General features: G+C 43.0%; 25 protein-coding genes and 2 pseudogenes. 4 read left to right on the top strand and 23 right to left on the bottom strand.

The window, feature by feature from the left end; all coding sequences use genetic code 11:
• Positions 1-87: 87 nt before the first annotated feature.
• The 3 genes from O3627_RS08435 (at position 88) to birA (ending at position 2,954) form a co-directional block, all read left to right on the top strand.
• Complete coding sequence (locus O3627_RS08435; protein ID WP_032908192.1) at positions 88-918, top strand: AraC family transcriptional regulator; 831 nt, start codon at positions 88-90, stop codon at positions 916-918.
• 82 nt (positions 919-1,000) lie between these two features.
• A complete protein-coding gene (locus O3627_RS08430; protein ID WP_004187172.1) occupies positions 1,001-2,002 on the top strand; it encodes a LacI family DNA-binding transcriptional regulator in 1,002 nt (333 codons plus the stop codon).
• Positions 2,003-2,018: 16 nt separating this feature from the next.
• The gene (gene birA / locus O3627_RS08425) at positions 2,019-2,954 is read left to right on the top strand and encodes a bifunctional biotin--[acetyl-CoA-carboxylase] ligase/biotin operon repressor BirA (RefSeq protein WP_004187176.1); all 936 of its coding nucleotides are present in this window, start codon (positions 2,019-2,021) and stop codon (positions 2,952-2,954) included.
• 52 nt (positions 2,955-3,006) lie between these two features.
• Here the strand turns inward: birA and O3627_RS08420 are convergent, their stop codons facing one another.
• The 10 genes and pseudogenes from O3627_RS08420 to O3627_RS08375 all read right to left on the bottom strand — a co-directional run bounded on the left by O3627_RS08420 (position 3,007) and on the right by O3627_RS08375 (position 10,160).
• Positions 3,007-3,198, bottom strand: coding sequence for a DUF3272 domain-containing protein (locus O3627_RS08420; protein WP_002895701.1), 192 nt, complete (start codon positions 3,196-3,198; stop codon positions 3,007-3,009).
• 37 nt (positions 3,199-3,235) lie between these two features.
• Positions 3,236-4,906, bottom strand: a complete 1,671-nt coding sequence (dnaX, locus tag O3627_RS08415; RefSeq protein WP_315687647.1) for a DNA polymerase III subunit gamma/tau — start codon at positions 4,904-4,906, stop codon at positions 3,236-3,238.
• Positions 4,906-5,403 carry a GAF domain-containing protein gene (locus O3627_RS08410; protein WP_315687645.1) on the bottom strand — a complete coding sequence of 166 codons (498 nt, stop codon included), beginning with the start codon at positions 5,401-5,403 and terminating at the stop codon, positions 4,906-4,908. The genes dnaX and O3627_RS08410 overlap by 1 nt, the downstream gene beginning before the upstream one ends.
• 139 nt (positions 5,404-5,542) lie before the next feature.
• Positions 5,543-6,643: an alpha/beta hydrolase gene (locus tag O3627_RS08405; protein WP_343091867.1), complete on the bottom strand. Its 1,101-nt coding sequence runs from the start codon at positions 6,641-6,643 to the stop codon at positions 5,543-5,545.
• A gap of 10 nt (positions 6,644-6,653) precedes the next feature.
• Positions 6,654-7,064 carry a helix-turn-helix domain-containing protein gene (locus O3627_RS08400; RefSeq protein WP_343091866.1) on the bottom strand — a complete coding sequence of 137 codons (411 nt, stop codon included), beginning with the start codon at positions 7,062-7,064 and terminating at the stop codon, positions 6,654-6,656.
• 175 nt (positions 7,065-7,239) lie between these two features.
• Positions 7,240-7,368, bottom strand: a pseudogene (locus O3627_RS08395) (GAF domain-containing protein); the annotation flags it as partial.
• Between the two features lie 29 nt (positions 7,369-7,397).
• Positions 7,398-8,231 carry an alpha/beta fold hydrolase gene (locus tag O3627_RS08390; protein ID WP_049548057.1) on the bottom strand — a complete coding sequence of 278 codons (834 nt, stop codon included), beginning with the start codon at positions 8,229-8,231 and terminating at the stop codon, positions 7,398-7,400.
• 104 nt (positions 8,232-8,335) lie between these two features.
• Positions 8,336-8,956: a Type 1 glutamine amidotransferase-like domain-containing protein gene (locus O3627_RS08385; protein WP_004187184.1), complete on the bottom strand. Its 621-nt coding sequence runs from the start codon at positions 8,954-8,956 to the stop codon at positions 8,336-8,338.
• A gap of 11 nt (positions 8,957-8,967) precedes the next feature.
• Positions 8,968-9,582, bottom strand: a complete 615-nt coding sequence (locus O3627_RS08380; RefSeq protein WP_343091865.1) for a class I SAM-dependent methyltransferase — start codon at positions 9,580-9,582, stop codon at positions 8,968-8,970.
• Positions 9,579-10,160, bottom strand: a complete 582-nt coding sequence (locus tag O3627_RS08375; protein WP_004187187.1) for a GrpB family protein — start codon at positions 10,158-10,160, stop codon at positions 9,579-9,581. Before O3627_RS08375 ends, O3627_RS08380 begins: the two co-directional genes overlap by 4 nt.
• A 193-nt stretch (positions 10,161-10,353) precedes the next feature.
• Between O3627_RS08375 and O3627_RS08370 the strand changes: the two genes are divergently transcribed.
• Positions 10,354-11,115 (top strand): DNA/RNA non-specific endonuclease, encoded by a 762-nt coding sequence (locus O3627_RS08370; RefSeq protein WP_002895710.1) that lies wholly within the window; start codon positions 10,354-10,356, stop codon positions 11,113-11,115.
• Positions 11,116-11,174: 59 nt separating this feature from the next.
• Here the strand turns inward: O3627_RS08370 and O3627_RS08365 are convergent, their stop codons facing one another.
• The 13 genes and pseudogenes from O3627_RS08365 to O3627_RS08305 form a co-directional block, all read right to left on the bottom strand.
• Entirely contained in the window at positions 11,175-11,912 is a 738-nt protein-coding gene (locus tag O3627_RS08365; RefSeq protein ID WP_002925007.1) for a DUF3307 domain-containing protein, read from the bottom strand.
• The gene (locus tag O3627_RS08360; protein ID WP_002925009.1) at positions 11,909-12,574 is read right to left on the bottom strand and encodes a SatD family protein; all 666 of its coding nucleotides are present in this window, start codon (positions 12,572-12,574) and stop codon (positions 11,909-11,911) included. Before O3627_RS08360 ends, O3627_RS08365 begins: the two co-directional genes overlap by 4 nt.
• A 91-nt stretch (positions 12,575-12,665) precedes the next feature.
• Positions 12,666-12,983, bottom strand: a complete 318-nt coding sequence (locus O3627_RS08355; RefSeq protein ID WP_002925011.1) for a TfoX/Sxy family protein — start codon at positions 12,981-12,983, stop codon at positions 12,666-12,668.
• Between the two features lie 150 nt (positions 12,984-13,133).
• Entirely contained in the window at positions 13,134-14,654 is a 1,521-nt protein-coding gene (locus tag O3627_RS08350) for an ABC transporter permease/substrate-binding protein (RefSeq protein WP_002925014.1), read from the bottom strand.
• Positions 14,647-15,375, bottom strand: coding sequence for an ABC transporter ATP-binding protein (locus O3627_RS08345; RefSeq protein ID WP_343091863.1), 729 nt, complete (start codon positions 15,373-15,375; stop codon positions 14,647-14,649). The genes O3627_RS08350 and O3627_RS08345 overlap by 8 nt, the downstream gene beginning before the upstream one ends.
• 14 nt (positions 15,376-15,389) lie before the next feature.
• Positions 15,390-15,473: pseudogene (locus O3627_RS08340) on the bottom strand (polyketide cyclase); the annotation flags it as partial.
• A gap of 167 nt (positions 15,474-15,640) precedes the next feature.
• Positions 15,641-16,420 carry an L-threonylcarbamoyladenylate synthase gene (locus tag O3627_RS08335; RefSeq protein ID WP_049548065.1) on the bottom strand — a complete coding sequence of 260 codons (780 nt, stop codon included), beginning with the start codon at positions 16,418-16,420 and terminating at the stop codon, positions 15,641-15,643.
• A 99-nt stretch (positions 16,421-16,519) separates the two neighbouring features.
• Positions 16,520-17,110: a 3-isopropylmalate dehydratase small subunit gene (gene leuD / locus O3627_RS08330; RefSeq protein WP_125378191.1), complete on the bottom strand. Its 591-nt coding sequence runs from the start codon at positions 17,108-17,110 to the stop codon at positions 16,520-16,522.
• 9 nt (positions 17,111-17,119) lie between these two features.
• Positions 17,120-18,502, bottom strand: a complete 1,383-nt coding sequence (leuC, locus tag O3627_RS08325; protein WP_009660306.1) for a 3-isopropylmalate dehydratase large subunit — start codon at positions 18,500-18,502, stop codon at positions 17,120-17,122.
• A gap of 1 nt (position 18,503) precedes the next feature.
• Positions 18,504-18,770 (bottom strand): DUF1294 domain-containing protein, encoded by a 267-nt coding sequence (locus tag O3627_RS08320; RefSeq protein ID WP_371621343.1) that lies wholly within the window; start codon positions 18,768-18,770, stop codon positions 18,504-18,506.
• Complete coding sequence (gene leuB / locus O3627_RS08315) at positions 18,767-19,804, bottom strand: 3-isopropylmalate dehydrogenase (protein WP_125383235.1); 1,038 nt, start codon at positions 19,802-19,804, stop codon at positions 18,767-18,769. Before leuB ends, O3627_RS08320 begins: the two co-directional genes overlap by 4 nt.
• Positions 19,805-19,816: 12 nt before the next feature.
• A complete protein-coding gene (locus O3627_RS08310; RefSeq protein ID WP_185756171.1) occupies positions 19,817-21,385 on the bottom strand; it encodes a 2-isopropylmalate synthase in 1,569 nt (522 codons plus the stop codon).
• A gap of 522 nt (positions 21,386-21,907) precedes the next feature.
• Positions 21,908-22,219 (bottom strand): hypothetical protein, encoded by a 312-nt coding sequence (locus tag O3627_RS08305; protein ID WP_002900541.1) that lies wholly within the window; start codon positions 22,217-22,219, stop codon positions 21,908-21,910.
• Positions 22,220-22,224: the final 5 nt, after the last annotated feature.

Raw genomic sequence — 22,224 nt, 5'->3', positions numbered from 1 at the left:
TTTACTAATATTTTACCTTATGAAATCGCTTCCCAAAATAGAATTATGTTAGGGAAATATGGTAAAATGTTAGGTAGGAGGCAAAATATGCTTGTTTTTTCAGAATACCAAACAGGAACAATTGATCTTGCACTTAGCTTCTACGGATACGAAGAGTGCACTCCTAACTACTCTTTTGGGCCAGCAATTAGAGATACCTATGTACTTCATTACGTTAACAAGGGGAAAGGTCAATTTCATTACAAAGGAAAAATTGTCGATTTAAGAGCTGGAGATCTCTTTCTGCTCAAGCCAAATGAACTTACCTTTTATCAGGCTGACAAAGAAGAACCTTGGTCTTACTACTGGCTGGGAGTGACTGGCGGTAGGGTTTATGACTACTTCAATCACTCTCAGATTGCCGAAGACTGCTACCTACTTGCTAACCAGGAACGAAAAACAGATAGGATTGGGAAAATTGTTGAGAACTTGGTTTACTTCGCCGAGCAGACCAAATCTAACCAACTAGCTCAACTCCACATTATGGGCCAACTTTATGAACTCATCTTTCACTTGGGCAGCGTTGCCTATAAGCCCCAAGCAAATACCCTATCTGCAAGCCAGCAACTCTATCTAGCCTGCAAGCAGATAATTGACACTCAATATCCCAATCCTAACCTCAGCATTCAAGCTATGGCAATTAAGTTGTCCGTTCATCGCAGCTATCTAACAACCATTTTCAAGGAGGAGCACCAAAGCTCACCTAAAGAATATCTGGAATATGTCCGAATGCATCGAGCTAAACAACTCCTCAAAAGCACCCGTGAGCCTGTCCAATTTATCGCCTATTCTGTCGGTTTCTCAGACCCCCTTTACTTTTCAAAGGCTTTTAAAAAATATTTTGGCTTTTCACCCAGTTCATTTCGAGAACAAAGTTAAATTTTACTAAACATATCTTTGTTATTTACTAATTTTTGAGTTATAATTTATGTAGACAGTAAATTAAAAAGGATCAAATCAAATGGCTACTATCAAAGATATCGCCCAGACTGCTGGTGTTTCTCCCGCAACTGTTTCGAGGGTTTTGAACTATGACAAGTCCATGTCTGTCAGCGATGAGACGCGTAAGAAGATTTTCGATATCGCTGAACAGCTCAATTACCAAAAAAGCAAAAGGCAGAAAAAGACTTCACCTCAGACCCACCGCATTGCCATCGTTGAATGGTACACTGAGCTGGAAGAGCTGGATGATCTTTACTACTACTCCATCCGCTTAGGCATTGAAAAGAAAGCCCAGGAACTGGGCTATGATATCGTGCGGATTTTCAACAACGACTCTCTGAGCCAGCTAGAGCAGATTGACGGCATCATTGCCATCGGAAAATTCAGCAGCAAGCAAGTCAAGGACCTGGAGCAATACAGTCCTGCCTTGGTTTTCGTGGATAGCGATACGATCGACCAAGGCCACAGCTGTGTAACAACGGACTTTGAGCATGCCGTTACTCATGTTCTCGACCATTTTCTTCAGCAGGGTATTGGAGAAATCGGTATGATTGCTGGACGTGAAGAAACAGCAGATGGAACGACAAGTCTTGACGATCCGCGCTTGGCCTGCTTCTGCCGTTACCTTAGTGACAAAGGTCTTTATCAGCCGACTTATGTCAAGACAGGCAAGTTCTCCTCAGAGTCGGGCTACCAGCTGATGAAAGACATGATTGACGAACAAAAAGAACAGATGCCCAAAGCATTTTTCATAGCCAGCGATGCTCTGGCAGTCGGTGCTCTCCGTGCTCTTCAGGAAGCGAGAATAGCTGTTCCCCAAGATGTCCAGATTATTTCCTTTAATGATACATCCATTGCCAAATACGTCTATCCGCCTCTCAGCACTGTGACAGTCTTTACAGAGGAAATGGGTAAGCAAGCTCTGCAGATGCTGGACCAGATGATTAAAACTGACGAAAGCCCCATCCCCTATATGATCAAGCTCTCTACCAAGCTGACACTAAGAGCAAGCAGCCTTTAAGCTAGAAAGACCGCCTATGAAAACCTACGAAAAAATCTTTGACATCCTCAGCCAGGCTGACGACTATGTCAACGGTGAAAAAATAGCCCAAGAATTGGGCATTTCACGAACTTCCATTTGGAAAGCCATCCAAAAACTGGAAAAAGAAGGCATCCAAATCGAATCCGTCAAGAACCGGGGCTATCGATTGACAGCGGGTGACTTGCTGATTCCTGATTGGATTGAGGAACACTCACCTGTTCAGGTCTCCTTTAATCCTGACTGCCAGTCCACTCAGATGGACGCCAAGGCTGGCATGGAGGCCGGACGCCCGGCCAACACTCTTTATCTGGCCGCTGCCCAATCTGCTGGCCGTGGCCGTTTCGGTCGTGCCTTCTTCTGCCCCAGCCAGGGCGGCTTTTACATGTCTCTCCACCTCAAGCCCAACCTCCCCTTCGACCAGCTCCCTTCCTATACTATCTTGACTGCAGGAGCTATCTACAAGGCAGTGAAAAATCTAACCCTCATGGAAGTTGATATCAAGTGGGTCAATGACATTTACTATCGAAACAAGAAAATTTCCGGCATCCTGACCGAGGCTACAACTTCTATTGAGACAGGGCTCGTCACTGATGTTATCATTGGTGTTGGCTTTAATTTTTTCATTAAAGACTTTCCAGCTGAGATTAAAGAAAAGGCTGGCTCCCTCTTTGAAGAGAAACCAGCCATTAGTCGCAATGAGCTCATTGCCGAGATTTGGAAATGCTTCTACGAAAGTGCCCCAGAAGAGCTCATCTACCTCTACAAGGAGCGCTCCTTGGTGCTAGGACGGCAAGTAAGCTTCAGCCAAAAAGGCGCAGACTACCAAGGTTTGGCCAAGGATATCTCAGACAGCGGGCAACTCTTAGTCCAGCTGACAAATGGTCAGGAAATCTGGCTCAACAGCGGCGAAGTCTCGCTAACCAATTGGTAATCAAAAATTTCATTTCAAAAGGACTGAGTCTCATAGCTCAGTCCTGTTTTCATTATTTCGGTCCTAAATGTTTATCGATTTCATCCACAATCCGCCCCATGACATAGGAAATCTGCAGATTACGCAGCACTAAAACTGCCCAGAAAGCAGCCATGAAATAGCGCCCCGCCATGATAGATTCATTGAAAAAATAGGTTTCTAAGGCCGTAAAAACAGCCATTACAATAAATTGTCGTCTGTTCATAGTTTTATTATAACACGAAAGCCTAGAAAAATCTTTTTTAATCCTCTTGAATGGTAATTTTTTCTGCTAAAAAGTCAAATCCCTCTGGAATCAGGCTTTCCTCTTCCTTCTCTTCAGCCTCTGTCTTGCCATTGCGGCTGCGAGCTGAAAAGTCCGCCCGAATCTTGGTCCACTCTTCCAAGGAAATAGCCAAAATCTCTGGTGAAAAGCCTGCTGCATTGCTGAGGATATTGCCAAACATGGTATTGAGATTGTCCCGCTTCATGGTCTGCTCAGCGTTGAAATTAGACTCAAAAGCTAAGATAGCATGACTTTCATTGGCCGCTACCGGCTGCGATCCTGCCAGCAAGGCCTTATCAGCTCCAGCCAGACTTTCGATAATCTCACCCCAAGCATTCTGCAGCTTAGTCAGATTGCTGCGAGCCAGACTAGGATTCTCAACAGCCTCTTCTAAGATGGCATTGACCTTATTGCGGTCTGCTCGGTAGCCCTTAGACTTCTGCGGTCGAATATCCGAAGTTTTGACAGCCGCTACAGGTTTCCCATTGCCATTAGCCAGCTGCTGTTTAAGACTATCTATCTCTTGTCTCAGACCCTTGAGCTCATCAGCTAGATTATCTGGAATGACTGCCGCTGCAGGATGACTGACAGTATCTGCCAGTCGAATGGTCATCATTTCTGTATAAATCTTGGGCTGCAGGCTGTTCTTGATATCTGCCAAACTCTTGGTCGCCATATCGATCATGGCAAAGAGAGTGTCCTGCGGTGTCTTGAGATTTTCCAGAAAGAGCTCACTGGCATGATGATTTTCTCCGCCAGTTTTGACAATGATCAAGTCACGCAGATATTGCAGGAGGTCCGTCACAAAACGGGCCATGTTTTTACCGCTATCAAAAATCAGATTGAGATTATCCAAGGCTGCTACTGCATCATGAGCAATCAAGGCTGCTACATAGGCATCCAAGGCTCCTAAGCTGATAGAGCCAGTGATTTCTTCGGCAATATCTGTTGTCAAACGATTTTCCTGAGTTAAGCTAAGAGCCTGGTCAAGTATAGACAAGGCATCCCGCATACCGCCCTCAGCTCGACGGGCAATAATCTGCACACCTTCTTGCTCAAAATCAATACCTTCCTGCTCCAAAATCCACTCGATATGACCAATAATATCCTGCGTCTTGATAGACTTAAACTCAAAACGCTGGACGCGGGAAAGAATGGTCGCTGGAATCTTATGTAGCTCTGTCGTCGCTAGAATAAAGACCACATTTTCTGTCGGCTCTTCCAAGGTCTTGAGCAAGGCGTTAAATGCCCCAGTTGAGAGCATGTGCACCTCGTCAATGATATAGACCTTGTGCTTAGCGAGACTAGGCGCATAGGTGGACTTGTCCCGAATGTCACGAATCTCATCTACGCCATTATTAGAAGCCGCGTCAATTTCAATAACATCTTCAAGGCTTCCCTCCGTGATAGCCTGACAGATATAGCAGTCATTACAAGGCTCGCCATCCTTTTGATTCGGACAGTTCATAGCCTTGGCAAAAATCTTAGCAACACTGGTCTTCCCTGTTCCACGAGGACCAGAAAAGAGATAAGCATGGCTGATTTTCCCTTGCTCAACAGCCTGCCGCAGAGTAGTAGCCACTACCTGCTGACCCACCAGCTGACCAAAGGTCTGACTGCGGTACTTCCGATATAAAGCTTGATACATTAGGCTTTTTCTCCAAACATTTCAAAAATCCAAGTCGTTTTTTCAAGCAAAATCTGGACGAACTTTTCCAGATATTCCTGATCTATCTTATCATAATCCCCCGTCAAAGCCGAGTCTAAATCCAATACTCCAAGCAGTCGATCGTCTTTTACCATGGGCACCACAATTTCGCTCTTAGCCCGGCTATCACAGGAGATATAGTTGGCATGCTGGGTCACATCATCTACGATAATCGTCTGCTCTTTCTCCGCAGACTCCCCACAGACACCCTTGCCTAGCGTAATATGGACACAGGAAACACCACCCTGAAAGGGCCCCAGAATCAGCTCGCTCCCATCAAAAAGATAGAAACCAGTAAAAACAGAATTAGGCAAGGCTTGATTGAGCAAGGCGCTAGCATTGGACAGATTGGCCAAAGCATTGGTCTCACCCTCCAACAAGGCTTCCAACTGAGCCAATAAAAGTTGATAATTTGAAATTTTTTCTTTTGTGTTCATAGAGTCTATTATATCAAAAAAACAGTCTGATGGCTGTTTTTGAAATAAAAATAAGAAGCACAACTAAAATAGACTTTAAACTTTTCGTCAAGTGAAAATCCCAATAGATCAAGTAAAATAATCTCTCACCTTTAAGATTCTATTTACACCTTTTTTGTAAATCATCAATCGCCCGAATAAAAATCTCAGGTTTTTCAGCATGAATATCATGCCCACTCTTGATATTATCTATTAGATGATTGTTCAACAAAAGTTTGTCTACTCGCTTAGCATCTTTGTCATCCATAGCACTCAAGAGAATCCCATTTTTATCATAGTAATTTTTCTGATTCAAAGGCCGAGCCACATGAAGCAATATAGATGGACATTGAACTTTTTTCAAGATTTCTTCCTGTTCAAATCCCTTGAACCAAGAAAAATCATAAAATGTTGAGCCAAAACGAAGATCGTAATCTCCTGTTCCATCCTGTAAATTAGCTGTTAAGTCATAGATGAGATTCACTTGTAATTCTGGCGGATAGTACCAAATTCTAGGAATCTTTCCTGGATGATTTTTCATATAGTTCAGAGCTGGTTTTTTGACAATTTTATTAAAATTTTCCTCACCAAAAAGTTTTTTTAAATAAGTATGTTCTAAAAAATAGGCAGTATAATTTTTTTTACCGCTTTTTAAGAAATCATACATATCTTTAAATCCTAACCAAGAAAAAGTAGAAAGTGCTCGACTAGGCTCTGTTGAAAAGAACGGTGCATCTTCTATCAATAGTCCTCTAACAGTATCAGGAGCTAGTGCAGCTACCATTGTTGCCAGAATCCCACCTGATGAATGTCCTGAAATGAACACAGGAGCTTTTATAATATTATGAATAAACCAAATGAAATCCTGACTATTTTCTAGTGCTGAATATTTAGCAGGATTTTTACTAGACCCACCATGTCCATAACAATCTACTGCATATACATGATATCGCTTAGACAATTCTCCAAAAACCTTGGCGTAGTCCTCCCAAGATACTTGCTGGCCATGGATCAGGAGTAAAGGGGGACCATTTTTTGGACCTTCACCATAATTAATAAGAGATCCATCTGGTAAAGTCACTTGCTTTTCTATCATCCCAGCTTGTCGGATATATTCAAGACTAGCCTTATCATAGTGAAGATTACGATAAGCAAACCACCCTGCACTTACCAATATAACAGCTATCAATATCAAAATAACTAACATCATTGTCCTTTTCATTCATTGCCTCCTACTTTTCTGAAAAATACTTAGGAGCTTCTAGAAAAAAATTCGGATCTAATAACGCCAATCCTTGATTTTCATCTCCTAGCAAAAGAAGCTGATCTCCCGCTTTTATTTGAAAAATATTTCGTGCCCGAGGGGGTAAGTGGATTTCACCACGCTCTCCCACCGTTACTGTTCCAAAAATATATTTCCCTTTGATACTAGGAGTTGTCAATAAATTGCTCTCTAAATGTACTAGTTCATCCAAACTCACATCAAAATAATCAGCTAATTGAGAGGAATAAATCACATCTGGAACGCTTTCTCCTGCTTCCCATTTTGCTATAGTCTGTCTTGATACACCTATTTCCTCGGCCAGTTTTTCCTGAGAAATATTCTCTCTTTTTCTTAAAATAGCAATATTTTTAGAAATCATTTTTTAATCTCCTTTTTATGATTACACTGTTAGTATAGCAAAAAAGCTGGTTACTTCAACCAAGCTTTTCTTACTTTTTATAGACCTTTTGTTAAAAATCGTAGCAAAAATATTTTATTACTCCTCCAAAACTTTCACTTCTTCACCCTCCACAAGCAAAGCTTGGTGATTATTAAGGCAAAGCTTGATTGAGCAAGGCGCTAGCATTGGAAAGATTTGCCAAAGCATTGGTCTCACCCTCCAACAAGGCTTCCAACTGAGCCAGTAAAAGTTGATAATTTGAAATTTTTTCTTTTGTGTTCATAGAGTCTATTATATCAAAAAGCCGGTCTTTCAACCAAGCTTTTCTTTAATTTTGTTATCCAAAAATTCATCAATCAGTCTATTTACAACATCGGGTTGGTCGGTATTAGAATTATGCCCCGCCTTATCAATCCATTGAACATACTTCCCAGTATTTCTTTCATAGGCCTTCAAATATCGTATACAAGACCCTGCACGATCTTCTTTTCCACATATAACCAATTGTGGACATTTTACTTCATAAGATAGCTTCTTCTCTACTGCTTCTGAAAATATCTTATATCCGTATCCCGCAAGACGAGCATACCTTTCTTGATCGCCATCATAAACCATCATCATATCATACATCAATTTTCTTCCATAGTCTGTTGTTGATACGCTTTTAGGGCCTGATTTTAAAAGAGATTTCCATGGATAAATTCTATAAATTGCCTCCATATTTTTTAAGAGCCACAATTCCATAGCTGTATAATACTTCCTTTGAAGGGATGGTGAATCAATCGTAACAAGACCTTTTAATTTCTCAGGAAAAAGTTGAGCATAAACCTGTCCTACATATCCTCCCATTGACTGACCAATTATTATTGGATCTTCTATTCTCTCTTTGACAAATATTCCATCTAGCCAACTTGCTAAATCAAATAAAGTAAAATCGAGACGAAATGGATAAGATGAAGCGTGTCCAGGTGCGTCCCAAACCAAGACTCTATATGTATCTTTAAAATATTCTATTTGTTTTTCAAATAACCTATGGTCAGCGGTTAGTCCAGGTAAAAAGATAAGAGCACTTTTCGCTGATGCATACATATCATTTGTCCAATAGTGAATGACTCCACTTGATGTTTCATATATTTTTTCAATCAAAGTTCAATCCCCGCATTCTAATTTGTTTAATCTAGTTTATCGCAATTTCACTCATTCCTTTTATTATAGTTTCTCAAGTAGGTTCACTAGAACATATATTCTGATTACTTATCCTCCAAAACCTTCACTTCTTCACCCTCCACAAGCACAGCTTGGCAATTATTGAGGGAAAGCAGATTCAACTGGTCACTATAGGTATCAAGGGTAGCTTGTGTACTTTCGACAAAGGGTTCTTCGCCAACATGAGGAAGAACATAAAAATCCACCTCGTTTAGCGCCCCTGTATCGTTCAGTTCTGCTGCAACCGACTTATCGTCCATGAGCTTATTGTAGTCAATGTCCTTAGCTGTGATGATAGCACCAGCAGATTCGCTCACATAAACCATGCCATCCGCAATCTGCTCTTTTATCAAGGACAGAAGTTGCTTTTTCTTAAGTTCTTGCAAAAGGTAAAAGGTATTGCCGCCAGAGACATAGAGGAGTTTGCTTTGGAAAATTTTGGCCTGAGCTGTTTCTCTATCACAAGCCGAAATATCCAAGACCTCTACTTGAAATCCCAAATCTGCAAAAATCTGCAGGGCTTCGTCAATATAACCTCTGTACTCTTCTACATTTCCAGCCGTCGGAATAAAAAGCACATGTTTGCCCAATTGCTTTTCAGACGCATATTGTCTGAACAAATCCTTGACTCCCGCAAAATATGAACATAAAAATAATTGTTTCATAGGATACCTCCTTATTTTTTAACGATCTTATAAAGAATCCATTGATCCTTTCTTTGACTATCGATAAGATGCAGGTCCAAATCTGTCAAATAGTTTTCCAATTTTTCTTGCTTTGTAAAGTCTGGTTGGTAATAAGCTAATTTGCTCCATTCACATGCCAGTAAGATGATTCCATCTGGCTTAAGTATCCGCTTAAGTTCTAGGAACGCTTGAGTTAGATTTGACCAATGAAAATGAGTCTGAAAGGCTGTAATCAAATCAAATTTCTCAACCGGAAGATTTGTATTCTCAACATTTTTCACCTCAAAAGATAGGCCAGGCTCAGCCAATTTTTCAGCTGCTCTGATGGCAGTAGAAGAAATATCAATCCCCAAAACTCGACTATTAGGAAAATGTTTTTTCAAATATTTCGAGGATTCCCCATTTCCAACTCCAACATCCAAAATAGCATGAAATAGCTTCTTATGACCCAGCTGACTGACCGCCCAAACAACCATGGGCATATAAACACGATTCCATAATTTCATCATCCATAGCCCTATAAAGCCAGACGGTCTCTTTGATTGGTACATTAAGTAAAAAAAAGCAAGAATAACCAGAAAGCCAATCATTGCTGGATAAATCATCTATCTTCCCTCTCATATCTTCTGCCATAAAGCTTTTTAGCTTCCTCTGTATAGTTCTTGATAAAATCCGTTTTCGCCTCTGTATAGGCATCACGATTGTGCTCATATTGCTTCCACAAGGATAGCTTGAGCTTTTCATAGTCTTCGGCTACAGCAGGGTGCTCCTGTAAATAGTCTCTAAAGTAAAGTTCATCATGATCGCCTTCATAACGCAAATGCAGATGGAAAACCCGCTCCGCAAAACCACTCGGTGTGTAGCCTTTATTAAATGACATCCGCCCTTGGCTTTCTGACATGAGCAGATAACCATTTTGCAGCAGCAAGTCTCTCGTTACCGCCATATCTGTTTCTTTAGGAATTTCCAGCAAGATATCCACTATAGGCTTGGCCCAGATGGTCTCTACCGATGTCGACCCAATATGACTAATCCGAACCAGCTGATTTGCAGACAAAAAACTCAAAAGCCGAAGCCGTTCCTCCGCATACCAGTCTTTCCACTCATCCTGATACTCTCTTAAAAAAATCGGAAAAAGCTGCCACAGCTCCTCGAGTGACATTTCCTCTAAAGTTGGACTCATAAGCACCTCCTTAGGTAATTTATACAAGCGTTTTCTCTAGTTATGATTATAGGAAAAATACACATCCTAGTCAAACCCTGCACTTATTGAACAGATATTTATTTTTGTAATATTTTTGAAAAGTTTTAGTTGTCAAACAATCTATTTTTTAGTAGAATGATGTCGGAGATATATTATTTAAAAGGAGTTCTTTATGAAAAAGTTTAGGTTTGGCACTTGGCTTGTCCTGTCAGCCGGATCTTTGTTGTTACTTTCACAGGCTCTTCCTGCAGAAAATGTTGCTGCCAATCAGAAGAACCAGATTAAGGTCCAGCTGCTTAACCATAGCGATGAAACAGCTATCGGGACTCTGGAGTTGAATGGAGAGTATCAGCTAAAGCTTGGGAAAAAGGACAAATACGGTCGGGCTACTGCTGCTCATGTCCAAATGCAGGAGCAACACAAAGCCAAAAAGAAAAAGGAGACCAAGGTCACTTACAATCCCATCGGTTGGCACAATTACAAATTTTACTACGGAAATGGAGATGATCGGGCTTGGCTCATGAATCGCGCTCACCTGATTGGCTTCACTTTCAGCGGCCTCAATAACGAAGGAAAAAATCTCGTTCCGATGACCGCTTGGCTCAACTCTGGCAGTTTCCAAGGACTGGACGACAATAACCCAGACAGCATGCTCTATTATGAACATCGCTTGGAGCGCTGGTTAGAGGAAAATCCAGATTATTGGCTGGATTACAAGGTTACTCCGATTTACACGGACAATGAGCTGCTTCCTCGCAAGATTGAGCTCCAGTATGTCGGGCTTGACGCAGAAGGAAATGTTGTCAGCATCCAGCTAGGTGGCAAGGAAACAATAGACGAGGACGGAATGTCTCATGTCCTCTTGGACAATGTCTCTCCAAATGCAGAGATTGACTACCAAACAGGCACTGCTGTCAATACTATGATTGAGTAGAGTTATAGATCAGAACATACAAACAGACCATCGCTATGATGATCTGTTTTTTTATTTTTTTACCAATACAGACAGCCATAAACCAACAAGACTGCAATCATACTGAAAAGCGAGCCAATCAGGTAGTATTCAGCAAAGGACTGGCTTTCTGAAATCTTATTATAGCGGGCAATAGACTTAGCCGTAAAGACTAGCCCAATGGCAGTAAACTGCCCGAAAATAAGAGAAAGTCCCATAATCAAGCGCTCCAAAATCCCAATCATGGCACCAGCCCCCGCAATAGTCTCCCCACTGTCTTCTCCTGCCTGATACTTACTGAAGAAGAGTTTAAAGAGGATATTGACCGGCTTACCAGTAAGTGCGAAGAAAAAGAGAGCCTGCAGCATGAGATAACGCTCAGACAGCCAATTAGGAACTGGAATTTGCTGCTGCCCTAAGAGAAAATAAAGAGCAAAAATACTAATCAGATGCAAGATCTGATCCAGTATAAAGGCAAGCTTTTGAGCATGATGCCGGACAATCAATGAATTCAGCCTATTCTTCAAGAAGTCAATAAGCGCATGACTGAACCAGACCAAGGCGAAATATAGCAGATAATTAGGTAAGATGAGTCCCAAGAGCAACAAGGGCAGCAGAACAATTCCCAAGTGGAGAATCAAAAAATTCATCCGCCGGCTTTTTAGGTCGGCCATTTTCTGACTTTGAAGCTGAAAATCAGCTAGTACATGAGCCAGCAAAGTCAATACAAGAATCGGATTCTGCATGAAAAATTCTGAAAATCCCATAATATTTGTCATTGTTCAGCCTCCTTCGCTGCCTGTAGAATCATTCTCATAGCTAAACGGCGATTTCTCAGATAAATCTTCAGTCCAGACGACTTGAGCCGCTTACTAAGCGCACTGGGACTAATCTGCAACAGCTCTGCTATTTCTCCATGAGAAAAATTCTCGTCATAGATATATTCCATTAGCATTCGCTCCAGAACTTCTCTCTGACTGTTATTCCACTTGCTCTGGATAAATGAAGTAGCTGCCAGCACCGTATTGACCGCCTGACTGAGCTCTTCATCTCCCAAGGATACAGCTATACGGCTGCTACCATAGTCGTTCTTCTCATGAATAACATCAATGGCCGCGCGTGCCCTCCAGTAGGCCGGACCGTCCGCACCAATACTGTGCTCCCGATTAATATCCGTCACAATCTCCCCCAGACCAAGTCCAAAGCGAATCGGATGAGGAAAGCCCAAGGCAATCTGATCAAGGAGCTGCATAATCTCTGGATTAGGCCGTAGCAAAGCCTGAAACTCATCTCCAGTCGTTACCGTGAAAGGTGACACCAGATAATCCTGATAATCCTGATTTAGCACCGCCATCATGTCCTGCAGGTCCTTCTGCGCCTGCTTACGATTTTTCAGCTGTTTGGATTCTATTAAATCTCCAATAAGAGCAATATAAAGCATACCAAACCTCCTTTAAGTCCATTATAAAGGAAAATTTTAAAAATGTCTATTTAAACGGCAATTTTTTAGAATGTCTATTTTAAAGAAAAGACTATTTTTTCTTTTTGGGTGCTGGTAAGGCAGAATAGGCAGCGTCAATCAAACTGCAGAGAAAGGAAGCGTCTTCTACTTCTTTTATACGAAGCATTGGCTTTGCGCCTGGATAAGGGGACTCATAAACTGGATTTTCCAAAAGATCGATAGCTGGCTGGACTGACTTGAGCAGCAAGCGATTGTCATAAATCCCGCCAAATAAGCGACCTCGATAATAGAGCAGATATTCCCCCATCATCTTGCGAAAGCTAATTTCTTGGCCTAAGCCCTGCAGCTGCTTCAGAATAAAATCCAAATATTCTTGACTAGATGCCATCGGAACACCTCCATGAATTGATACTTTATTATACCAAAAATGAATGAAGATTTCCTGACTAAGAGATAAACACAGCTTCTTCAATCCGTAGTCTATCTATCCTCAAGTAAGCAAAAAAGCTAGACCATACAAGTCTAACTTTTTTACTTCTTATTTTTTTAGAAGTCCTTCCTTGACCAGATAGTCACGCGCAACAGCTTCCGCTTTTTTGCCTTCAATGCCAACTTGATAATTCATCTGGCTCATCTGGCTTTCCGTAATTTTACCAGCCAGCTTATTGAGAACACCTTCCAATTCAGGGTGTTTTTCTAGCAGTTCAGCCTTCAGGAGAGGCGCTCCTTGATAAGGAGGGAAAAGATGTTTATCGTCTTCTAAAACTTGTAAATCATAACGCGCAAGTTCTGCGTCAGTCGAATAGGCATCCGTGATTTGAATATCACCCGACTGGATAGCTTGGTAGCGGAGGGCTGGCTCCATAGTTGACACATTGAGGTTCAGTCCATAAACAGATTGAAGTCCCTTGTTTCCATCTTCACGGTCGTTAAATTCCAAGGTAAACCCCGCCTTGAGCTTATCTTGGACTGCTTTAAGATCAGAGATGGTTTTAAGATTGTATTCTTTGGCGACACTCTTAGGTACTGCGATGGCATATGTATTTTGATAAGCCATGTGATTGAGCAAGACTAGATTGTCTTGTTTTTTGATTCCATCACGCGCTGCTTCAAAAACTTCTTCAGCATCATTACTGACCTTTGGAGCAGGCTGCAAGAGAGTTCCAGTAATCGTACCGGTAAACTCAGGATAGATATCAATATCGCCTTTCTTTAAAGCTTGATAAAGGAAGTCTGTCTTCCCAAAATTAGGCTTGACTGTCACAGTCATATCCGTATTTTCCTCGATGAGGAGTTTATACATATTCATGAGAATTTCTGGTTCTGGACCTAATTTTCCAGCTATAACCAGATGATCCTTCTCCTGCTTGGGAATCAGACTCGGCGAGTAAGAAGCGCCGAGGCCGAGGATTAAGACCGCAAAAGCTGTAAATACAGTCCGAAGCTTAGCCTTTTCCATCCATTTAAGGAGACTGTTGAAAAGAATAGCCAAAACTGCGGATGAAATTGCTCCAATCAAGATCAGACTGGCATTGCGACGGTCAATTCCTAGAAGGATAAAAGAACCTAATCCACCAGCTCCAACAAGGGCTGCTAGAGTTGCTGTCCCGATAATCATTACCGTTGCCGTCCGAATTCCAGAAACGATGACGGGCATTGCTAGAGGCAGTTCAAACTTCTTGAGTCGCTCCCACTTGGTCATCCCAAAGGCGATTCCGGCTTCCTCTAAACTAGGATCAATCCCATTCAAAGCAGTAACAGTATTTTCTAAAATCGGGAAAATAGCGTAAATCACCAGAGCAGTCAATGCCGGCAGTGTGCCAATCCCCATGAGGGGGATAAAGAGCCCCAGCAAGGCCATTGAAGGAATGGTTTGAAAGATTCCTGCAATTTGCAACACCCAATTGGCTGTCTTTTTGTGACTATGAAGATAGATAGCGAGCGGAATGATCAAGAAGATTGCCACTAATAAGGTCAGAAGAGACAGCTGGAGATGTTGCCCTAAGGCTGCCAACCATTCGCCAAAGCGCTCCTGAAAGGTAGAAAACAAATTAGCCATGTTGAACACCTCCAAATAAATCTGCTACGAAGCTGGTCGCAGGTGCAGATAAGATTTCCTCAGGTGTTGCCACTTGACGAATCTCCCCGTCCTGCAGAACAGCAATCCGATTCCCCAACTTTAAAGCCTCATCCGTGTCATGGGTCACAAAGATTGTTGTCATCCCAAACTGGTCATGGATACTCTTGGTCAAGCTCTGCAATTGCTTACGAGAGATAGCATCAAGAGCTGAAAAAGGCTCGTCCATCAGCAGGATTTTGGGTTGGGCGATAATGGCACGGACAATGCCCACCCGCTGCTGCTCACCACCAGACAGCTCACTCGGCATACGCTGAGCATAGTCTTCTGCAGGCAAGCCCACTAGCTCCAACAATTCATCAGTCTTCTGCTGAATATCTGCCTTGCTCCATCCTTTCATTTCAGGAATGAGAGCAACATTTTCAGCCACAGTTAGATTTGGAAAGAGGGCAATCGCTTGTAAGACATAGCCTGTAGAAAGACGTAGCTCACGCTCATCATAGTCCTTAATTCGCTTGCCATCCATATAGATATTTCCATCTGTTGGCTCTAAAAGACGGTTAATCATCTTGAGCATGGTCGTCTTACCGGACCCAGAAGGGCCCACTAAAACCATAAATTCACCATCCTCAATCTGTAAGTTGACATCTCTCAAGACATCCTTTTCTGTATAGCGTAGCGCTACATTTTTATATTCAATCATTCTTTGTCCTCATTTTAAAACTTCCCTCGATTCGTCAAGTCTTCTACCTTAGGCATGACTTCTTTATTGTCCCAATGCTCAACAATCAATCCATTATCATCCAAAACGAATGGTTCCATTGTAACACTTGCGATTTCAACTATCAAGGATTTTGTTCTATTTGGAAATAATTTTAAACTGGGTAAAGATTTTAAAATTAAAGTTTCAAACTAAAAAACCCAGTGTAATGAGGAAATACCTCTCCCACACTGAGCTTCTTTTTATCTTAGTAATATTCACCCTGACGGTAATCCCATGAGTTGAAGGTATCGGACAGGTGCATCATGATTTTGTCAATGTCCAAGCCTTTACGGATGACTACTGGTGCTGGTGAGATGGAACGTTGGCCACCTTGTTCTGGAATTAGTTTTCCATCCTTGTCAACCATAGAGACCATGACACCTTGCTCGTAGCGAGTTTCAATGGTCTTGTCTGGCTGGATAGAGGCTACATAGTCATCTGCTTCAATGACGAGGTCAACAGCATTTTCAATGCGATCGCCGATTCCTTCGACCTTTCCGCGGTTTCCTTTACCGGATGGGTTGGCTGAGGAAGCATAGACCATCTTGCCTTCTTCCCAAAGCTTAGCTGCCAGCTGCTCGCCCGCCTTACCAAACTTAATAACAAAACAGCTAGTGCCACGAACATCTGTCATCAGCTCTTCCCGACCGTCGCCATAAGCTTTGAGCTTTTCAAAAGCTTCTGGCTTCCATGGAAGGATACAGCCTAAGAGAATGTCTTCATCCCAATGCTTTTGATAAAAAGCTTCAATTTCCGGATTTAGCTGAGCCAAAGCACGGAGCTCATCCATACTGCCACAGAGAACAACACCTGGCTTATTACGGTTACGAGCCTTAGCTTCGAACTTACGCTCCAAGCCAGCTTTATCGCTAGTCATGATGATGTAACCCACCTTGGTCGGGCAAACGATACAGCCGCCGTCGCCTTTCAAGATGTCATAACCTTCTTGTGAAAGCTGTCCGTTCCATTGAATGTGTTTTGTCATAAGTTTCTTCCTTTTCTATTAAATTAAGATTTATTTTACCATATATTTTTATCGGAGACAAGGTTTTTTCAGAATTTTCTCAATATAGCAAAAATATGGTTACTGCCAATAAGATGGACGATTCTTTTCATATTCTGCAATCAAATCATCATATTGCAGAGTAATGCCGATGTCATCTAGACCGTTGAGGAGCTTGTGCTTCCATTCTCCATCAATGTCAAAGGAGAATTCTCCCACCGGTGAAAAAATCTTCTGCTGCTCCAAATCCACCGTCACTTGATCCGTCGGCTTCAGATTAGCCAAGGCTTGCCGGACTTCCAGTGGCTGGACGATAGGCAGCATACCGTTATTAAGCTCGTTATTGTAGTGAATATCCCCGAAAGAACCGGCAATGACTACCTTAAAACCATAGTCAGCCAAGGCCCAGGCGGCATGCTCCCGAGAGGAACCGGCTCCGAAATTGTCACCTGTAATCAGAATAGTCGCCTTACGGTACTCCGGTCTATTAAAGACAAAATCAGGATCTTCCGTGTACTGGTTGTCCAGATATCGCCATGCGTACATGAGGTACTTGCCAAAACCTTTTTTATCAATCAACTTGAGAAACTGCTTGGGCAAAATTTGGTCTGTATCGATATTATCGTTCATGAGGGGAACCGTTGTCCCCGTATAGATTGTAAATTTTTCCATAAAACTTCCTTACTGGACCTCCGGTAGCTGGCGGACGTCTACGAAGTGCCCGGCAATGGCTGCCGCTGCTGCCATGGCAGGACTGCAAAGATGGGTTTTAGCGCCAAATCCCTGACGATCCTCAAAGTTCCGATTGCTGGTTGAGGCACAGTGAACTCCATCTGGCACCTTGTCTGGATTCATTCCCAGGCACATGGAACAACCCGGATCGCGCCACTCAAAGCCTGCATCCATGAAAATTTTATCCAGTCCCATCTTTTCAGCAGCCCGCTTGACCGGACGAGAGCCTGGCACGACGATAGCTGTTAGATTGGGAGCAATATGCTTGCCAGCGACAAACTTAGCTGCCAGCTGCAAGTCACTGAGTCTGGCATTGGTGCAAGAGCCGATAAAGATATAACCCAGCTCAATATCTTCTGCTTTCTTACCAGGGGAGAGGTCCATGTAATTGTAGGCCCGCTCATCGTTCATATCACGGATTTCAGGGAAAGCCGAGCCGAACTCTACTCCCATAGAAGGATTGGTTCCCCAAGTCACCATAGGTGCCAGCTCGGAGACATCAATCTCAATGACCTTATCATAGACGGCATCAGGATCACTGACTAGAGTCTTCCAATCAGCCACCGCCGCCTCAAAGTCCTTAGGAGCGCCCGGCCGCCCTTGAACATAATCATAAGTCTTCTGGTCGGGGTTCATAATGCCCATCTTAGAGCCAAACTCAATGGACATATTGCAGATGGTCATGCGCTCTTCCATGGTCAGATGGTCAATCGCATCACCAGCATACTCGACCACATGACCGACACCTGCAGCCACACCATATCGGGCAATCAGAGCGAGGATAAAGTCCTTGGAATAGACACCTTTAGGTGGCACTCCGGTAAATTTGACCAACATTTTCTTAGGCTTGACCTGCCAAATGGTCTGCGTGGCAAAAACGTGCTCCACCTCTGAAGTACCGATTCCAAAAGCAATGGCACCAAAAGCACCGTGAGTGGCCGTGTGACTGTCACCGCAGACGATAAATTTACCTGGCTGAGTCTTGCCCGTTTCCGGTCCAACCATGTGAACAATACCTTGCAACTCCGATCCGTGAGCCGCGTGTTCAATGCCAAAATCCTTGACATTCTCAGAAAGTTTATCAATCTGAGCCTTGGAAATCACATCCCGAATATCATAGATATTGACCGTAGGAACATTATGATCAAAGGTTCCAAAGGTCAAATCCGGCCGTCTAACTTTGCGCCCTGCATCTCGAAGACCTTGAAAAGCCTGAGGGCTGGTTACTTCATGAATATAATGCTGATCCACATACATAAGCTGGGGCTGGCCTTCTTCACCAGTTATCAGATGCCTTTCCCAAAGCTTATCAAAAATCGATTTTCCAGCCATACTAGCTTCTCCATATGTAATATAAAATTCCAATTTCCACTATTATTCCGCAAATCCAAGCCAGCCAGAAATACCATTTTCTGGTCTTGTGATGAAAGAGACGACCGCCTAATAAAGCGCCCAAACCTCCAGCTGCCAAAGCCGACAAGAGCAAAGTTTTCTCTGGAATGCGGTAGTGATTTTTCTTAGCCTTACGCTTATCCCAGCCATAAAACAGGAAAACGATAAGGTTCCAAAGTAGGCAAATACCTGTTAATATCCATTTCATAAATTATTAGTAATTGACTCCGTCATTTGAGTTGTTGTCGCCTGACCGCCCAGATCTCGCGTTAAAATCCCTTGAGCCAAAGTCTTTTCAACCGCTGCTTCAATCACTTCTGCAGCTTCAAGCTCTGCAAAACTGTCTCGCAGCATCATGGCTACAGAAAGGATCATACTGATAGGATTGGCAATACCCTGCCCCGCAATATCTGGAGCCGAACCATGGATGGGCTCATAAAGACTTGGTCCAGCTGCTGAATGACTAGCCGATGGCATAACTCCCAACGTTCCTGACAAGACGCTGGACTCGTCGGATAGAATATCTCCGAAGAGATTTTCTGTTACTACAACATCAAACTTAGCAGGATTGGTAATCATGAGCATCGCAGCGCTGTCCACCAGTTGGTGCTCCAAGGTCACATCTGGATAATCCTTGGCCACCTCATCTGCTACTCTGCGCCAGAGTTTGGATGTCGCTAGTACATTTTGCTTGTCAATACTGGTCACGCGCTTTCTGCGACCACGCGCAATGTCAAAGGCCTTACGGACAATTCGCTCCACCTCTTCATAGCTGTAGTCGTTGATATCGCGCGCAGATTTATCCTCCAAAATATGCTCGCCAAAGTAAATCCCACCAGTCAGCTCACGCACGACCACGAAGTCCACGCCAGCAATTCGCTCTGCTTTCAAAGGTGACAAATGCTTCAAAGAATCGAAAATCTTAACTGGGCGGATATTGGCATAGAGTTCAAGCTCCTTCCGCAGAGCGAGCAAACCTTGCTCAGGACGAACCGGTGCATTATCATACTGGGGACTGCCGATAGCTGCTAGGAGAATAGCATCCGCCTTCTTGGCTACTGCCAGAGTTGACTGAGGCAGAGGATGATCTTCCGCATCAATACCAGCACCCCCAAAAGCTTTCTCCGTGATATGATAAGTAAAACCGAACTTGCCCGCAACAGCAGCCAGTACTTGGAGACCGGCTTCCATGATTTCTGGGCCAATACCATCACCCGCCAGAGCTACAATTTCTTTTGTCATAGTCGCTTCCTTCTAATTATTTGCAGGCAGATCGCGATAAGATACCTGATGGCCGATTTCACCAGCATTTTCCTTTTGCACAAAGGTGTTGGCATGGATATAGGCAATGGCGCTGGCCTTAAGAACATCAAAGTCAATACCAGAGGAGTTGAAAATTGTATCTGTATCCGTATTTTCAACAGCTACCAAGACGCGAGCCTGAGAGTCAATACCATCCGTTACCGCTTCAATGTTATAAGACAAAAGTTGGACAGATTGGTTAAAGAATTGGTCAATGGCATTAAAGATAGCTTCAACACTTCCTTTACCTTCTGCCACACAGCTGACCGTCTCTCCGTCGCCATTAACCAGCTGCACATCTGCTGTGATGGTATGGTCATCATTGGTCGTCAGCTGCAGATCATCAAAGTGGAAGCCTTCAGGATTTTCGACCGTCGTTCCAGCAATCAGAGCCCGAATGTCAGCGTCTGTGACTTCATTTTTCTTATCAGCCAAGACCTTAAACTTAGCAAAGAGATCATTAATTTCAGATTCTGCAAAGTCCAGAGCCAATTCTTTGAGTTTTTCGACAAAGGCATGGCGGCCAGACAGCTTGCCAAGCGGCAGCGAATTGCTCTTAACCCCAACCAGCTCAGGTGTGATGATTTCATAGGTCAGTGGATTCTTAAGAACACCATCCTGATGGATACCGGACTCATGAGAGAAGGCATTGCCACCAACGACCGCCTTGTTCTTAGGCACTGGAATACCAGAGAAGCGGGATACCAGCTCAGAAGTGTTGATGGTTTCATTAAGGACAATGTCTGTCTCAACTTGGTAATAGTCCTGACGAATCTCTAAGGCAACTGCTACTTCTTCCAATGCTACATTTCCAGCCCGCTCACCGATTCCATTGATAGTTCCCTGAACACGACCAGCACCGTGCTTGATAGCTGTCAAACTATTAGCCGTTGCCATACCAAGGTCATCATGGCAATGAACACCAAATACCACCTTATGATCAGAAGTCACATTTGCCACTAGGTAGTCGAAAATATTTGCAAACTCTTCTGGCGTGGTAAAGCCGACTGTATCTGGAATATTGATATAAGACGCACCTGCATCAACCGCTGTTTGTACCACCTGAAAAAGGAAATCCAGCTCTGTTCGTGTCGCATCCTCTGGTGAAAACTCGACTATATCGAACTTGGAGCGCGCGTAGGAGACATGCTCTTTCACAGCTTCTAAAATCTCTTCCTTGGACTTTTTCAGCTTGAACTCTCTGTGAATAGGACTGGTCGCAATGAAGACATGAATCTGTGGATGCTTAGCATCCTTGAGCGCTTCATAGCAGGCATCAATGTCTGATTTAACCGAACGCGCCAGCCCAGTAACAGAAGCTTTTGTGATGACTTTAGCAATCTCCTGCACCGCCGCAAAAGAATCTGGACTCGCAGCAGGAAAACCGGCTTCAATGACTGAAATCCCCCACTTCTCTAACTGCTTGGCAATAGCCACCTTTTCCTTGATAGAGAAATTCACTCCTGGTGTCTGCTCACCATCCCGGAGGCTGGTATCAAAAAACTCAACTTTGCGTGTCATAGACAACTCCTTTTCTAAGATACATAGACCATTTAGGAAAAACTCTTCCCCAACTTCTAGGTCGTGTTCAATGACTGAGACGGTATAAGACAAATCGATTTCAGAAAAATCAAGATGTAGCCCCACTCCCGTCGCTCCTTTAGAAACCATTTCTTCCTCATCAGAGCTTGAGGTAAGATAGGTGAAATAAAAAACATCTCACTTGAGGAACAAGCGAGATGTTGATTTACTCCCGCTTGGTAAGCCAAACAGGACTAATGCTTTTGCACTAGCCCGAGTAACGCAACAACAAAGCAAAGTTTGAAGATTGGGTTGACTTCATGTTTGACTAACTCCTTTTTGAGATGGTTTCTTATTGTTTAGTATTTTAACACAGTATCATAAACCTGTCAAGAAAAAGTCGATATTTTCTGAAAATTTTTAATATGCTGGATTATTTTTGGGGATTTAAAACTGTAAATACGAGAAAAAGGAAGTAAGGTAAGTCTCACTTCTTCTATTTTTCAGCAATCGTAACATAGTTTATTTACTCACTTCATCCAGCTTATTCTGAAAGCGTCTGTTCTCCTGATAGCGAGCTTCTAGAACATCGTCTATGCGCTTTTTGTATTGCTGATGGTATTGTTCCAGATTATCCTCTATTTGAAAAATATAAGGTTGAGCCGCTGTCAAAGGAACCTCTCTACATGCATAAGAAATTGCCTCTAAGAGTTTGTTCGTCTCTCTGTCAAACTTATAGTAGTATGTATCTAAGTCTGTCTCTACTCGCTCAAACTCACGCATTTTTAGAGCATGTTCATCTTCCAGTTCCTGAAGCTTCTTTTTATCCAGCATTGCCT

The organism is Streptococcus sp. 27098_8_82, from assembly GCF_041431615.1.
In the GTDB taxonomy this organism is placed as follows: Bacteria; Bacillota; Bacilli; order Lactobacillales; family Streptococcaceae; genus Streptococcus; species Streptococcus sanguinis_K.
The sequence above is the reverse complement of the archived record's forward strand: the minus strand, read 5'-3'. Positions and strand labels throughout refer to the sequence as shown.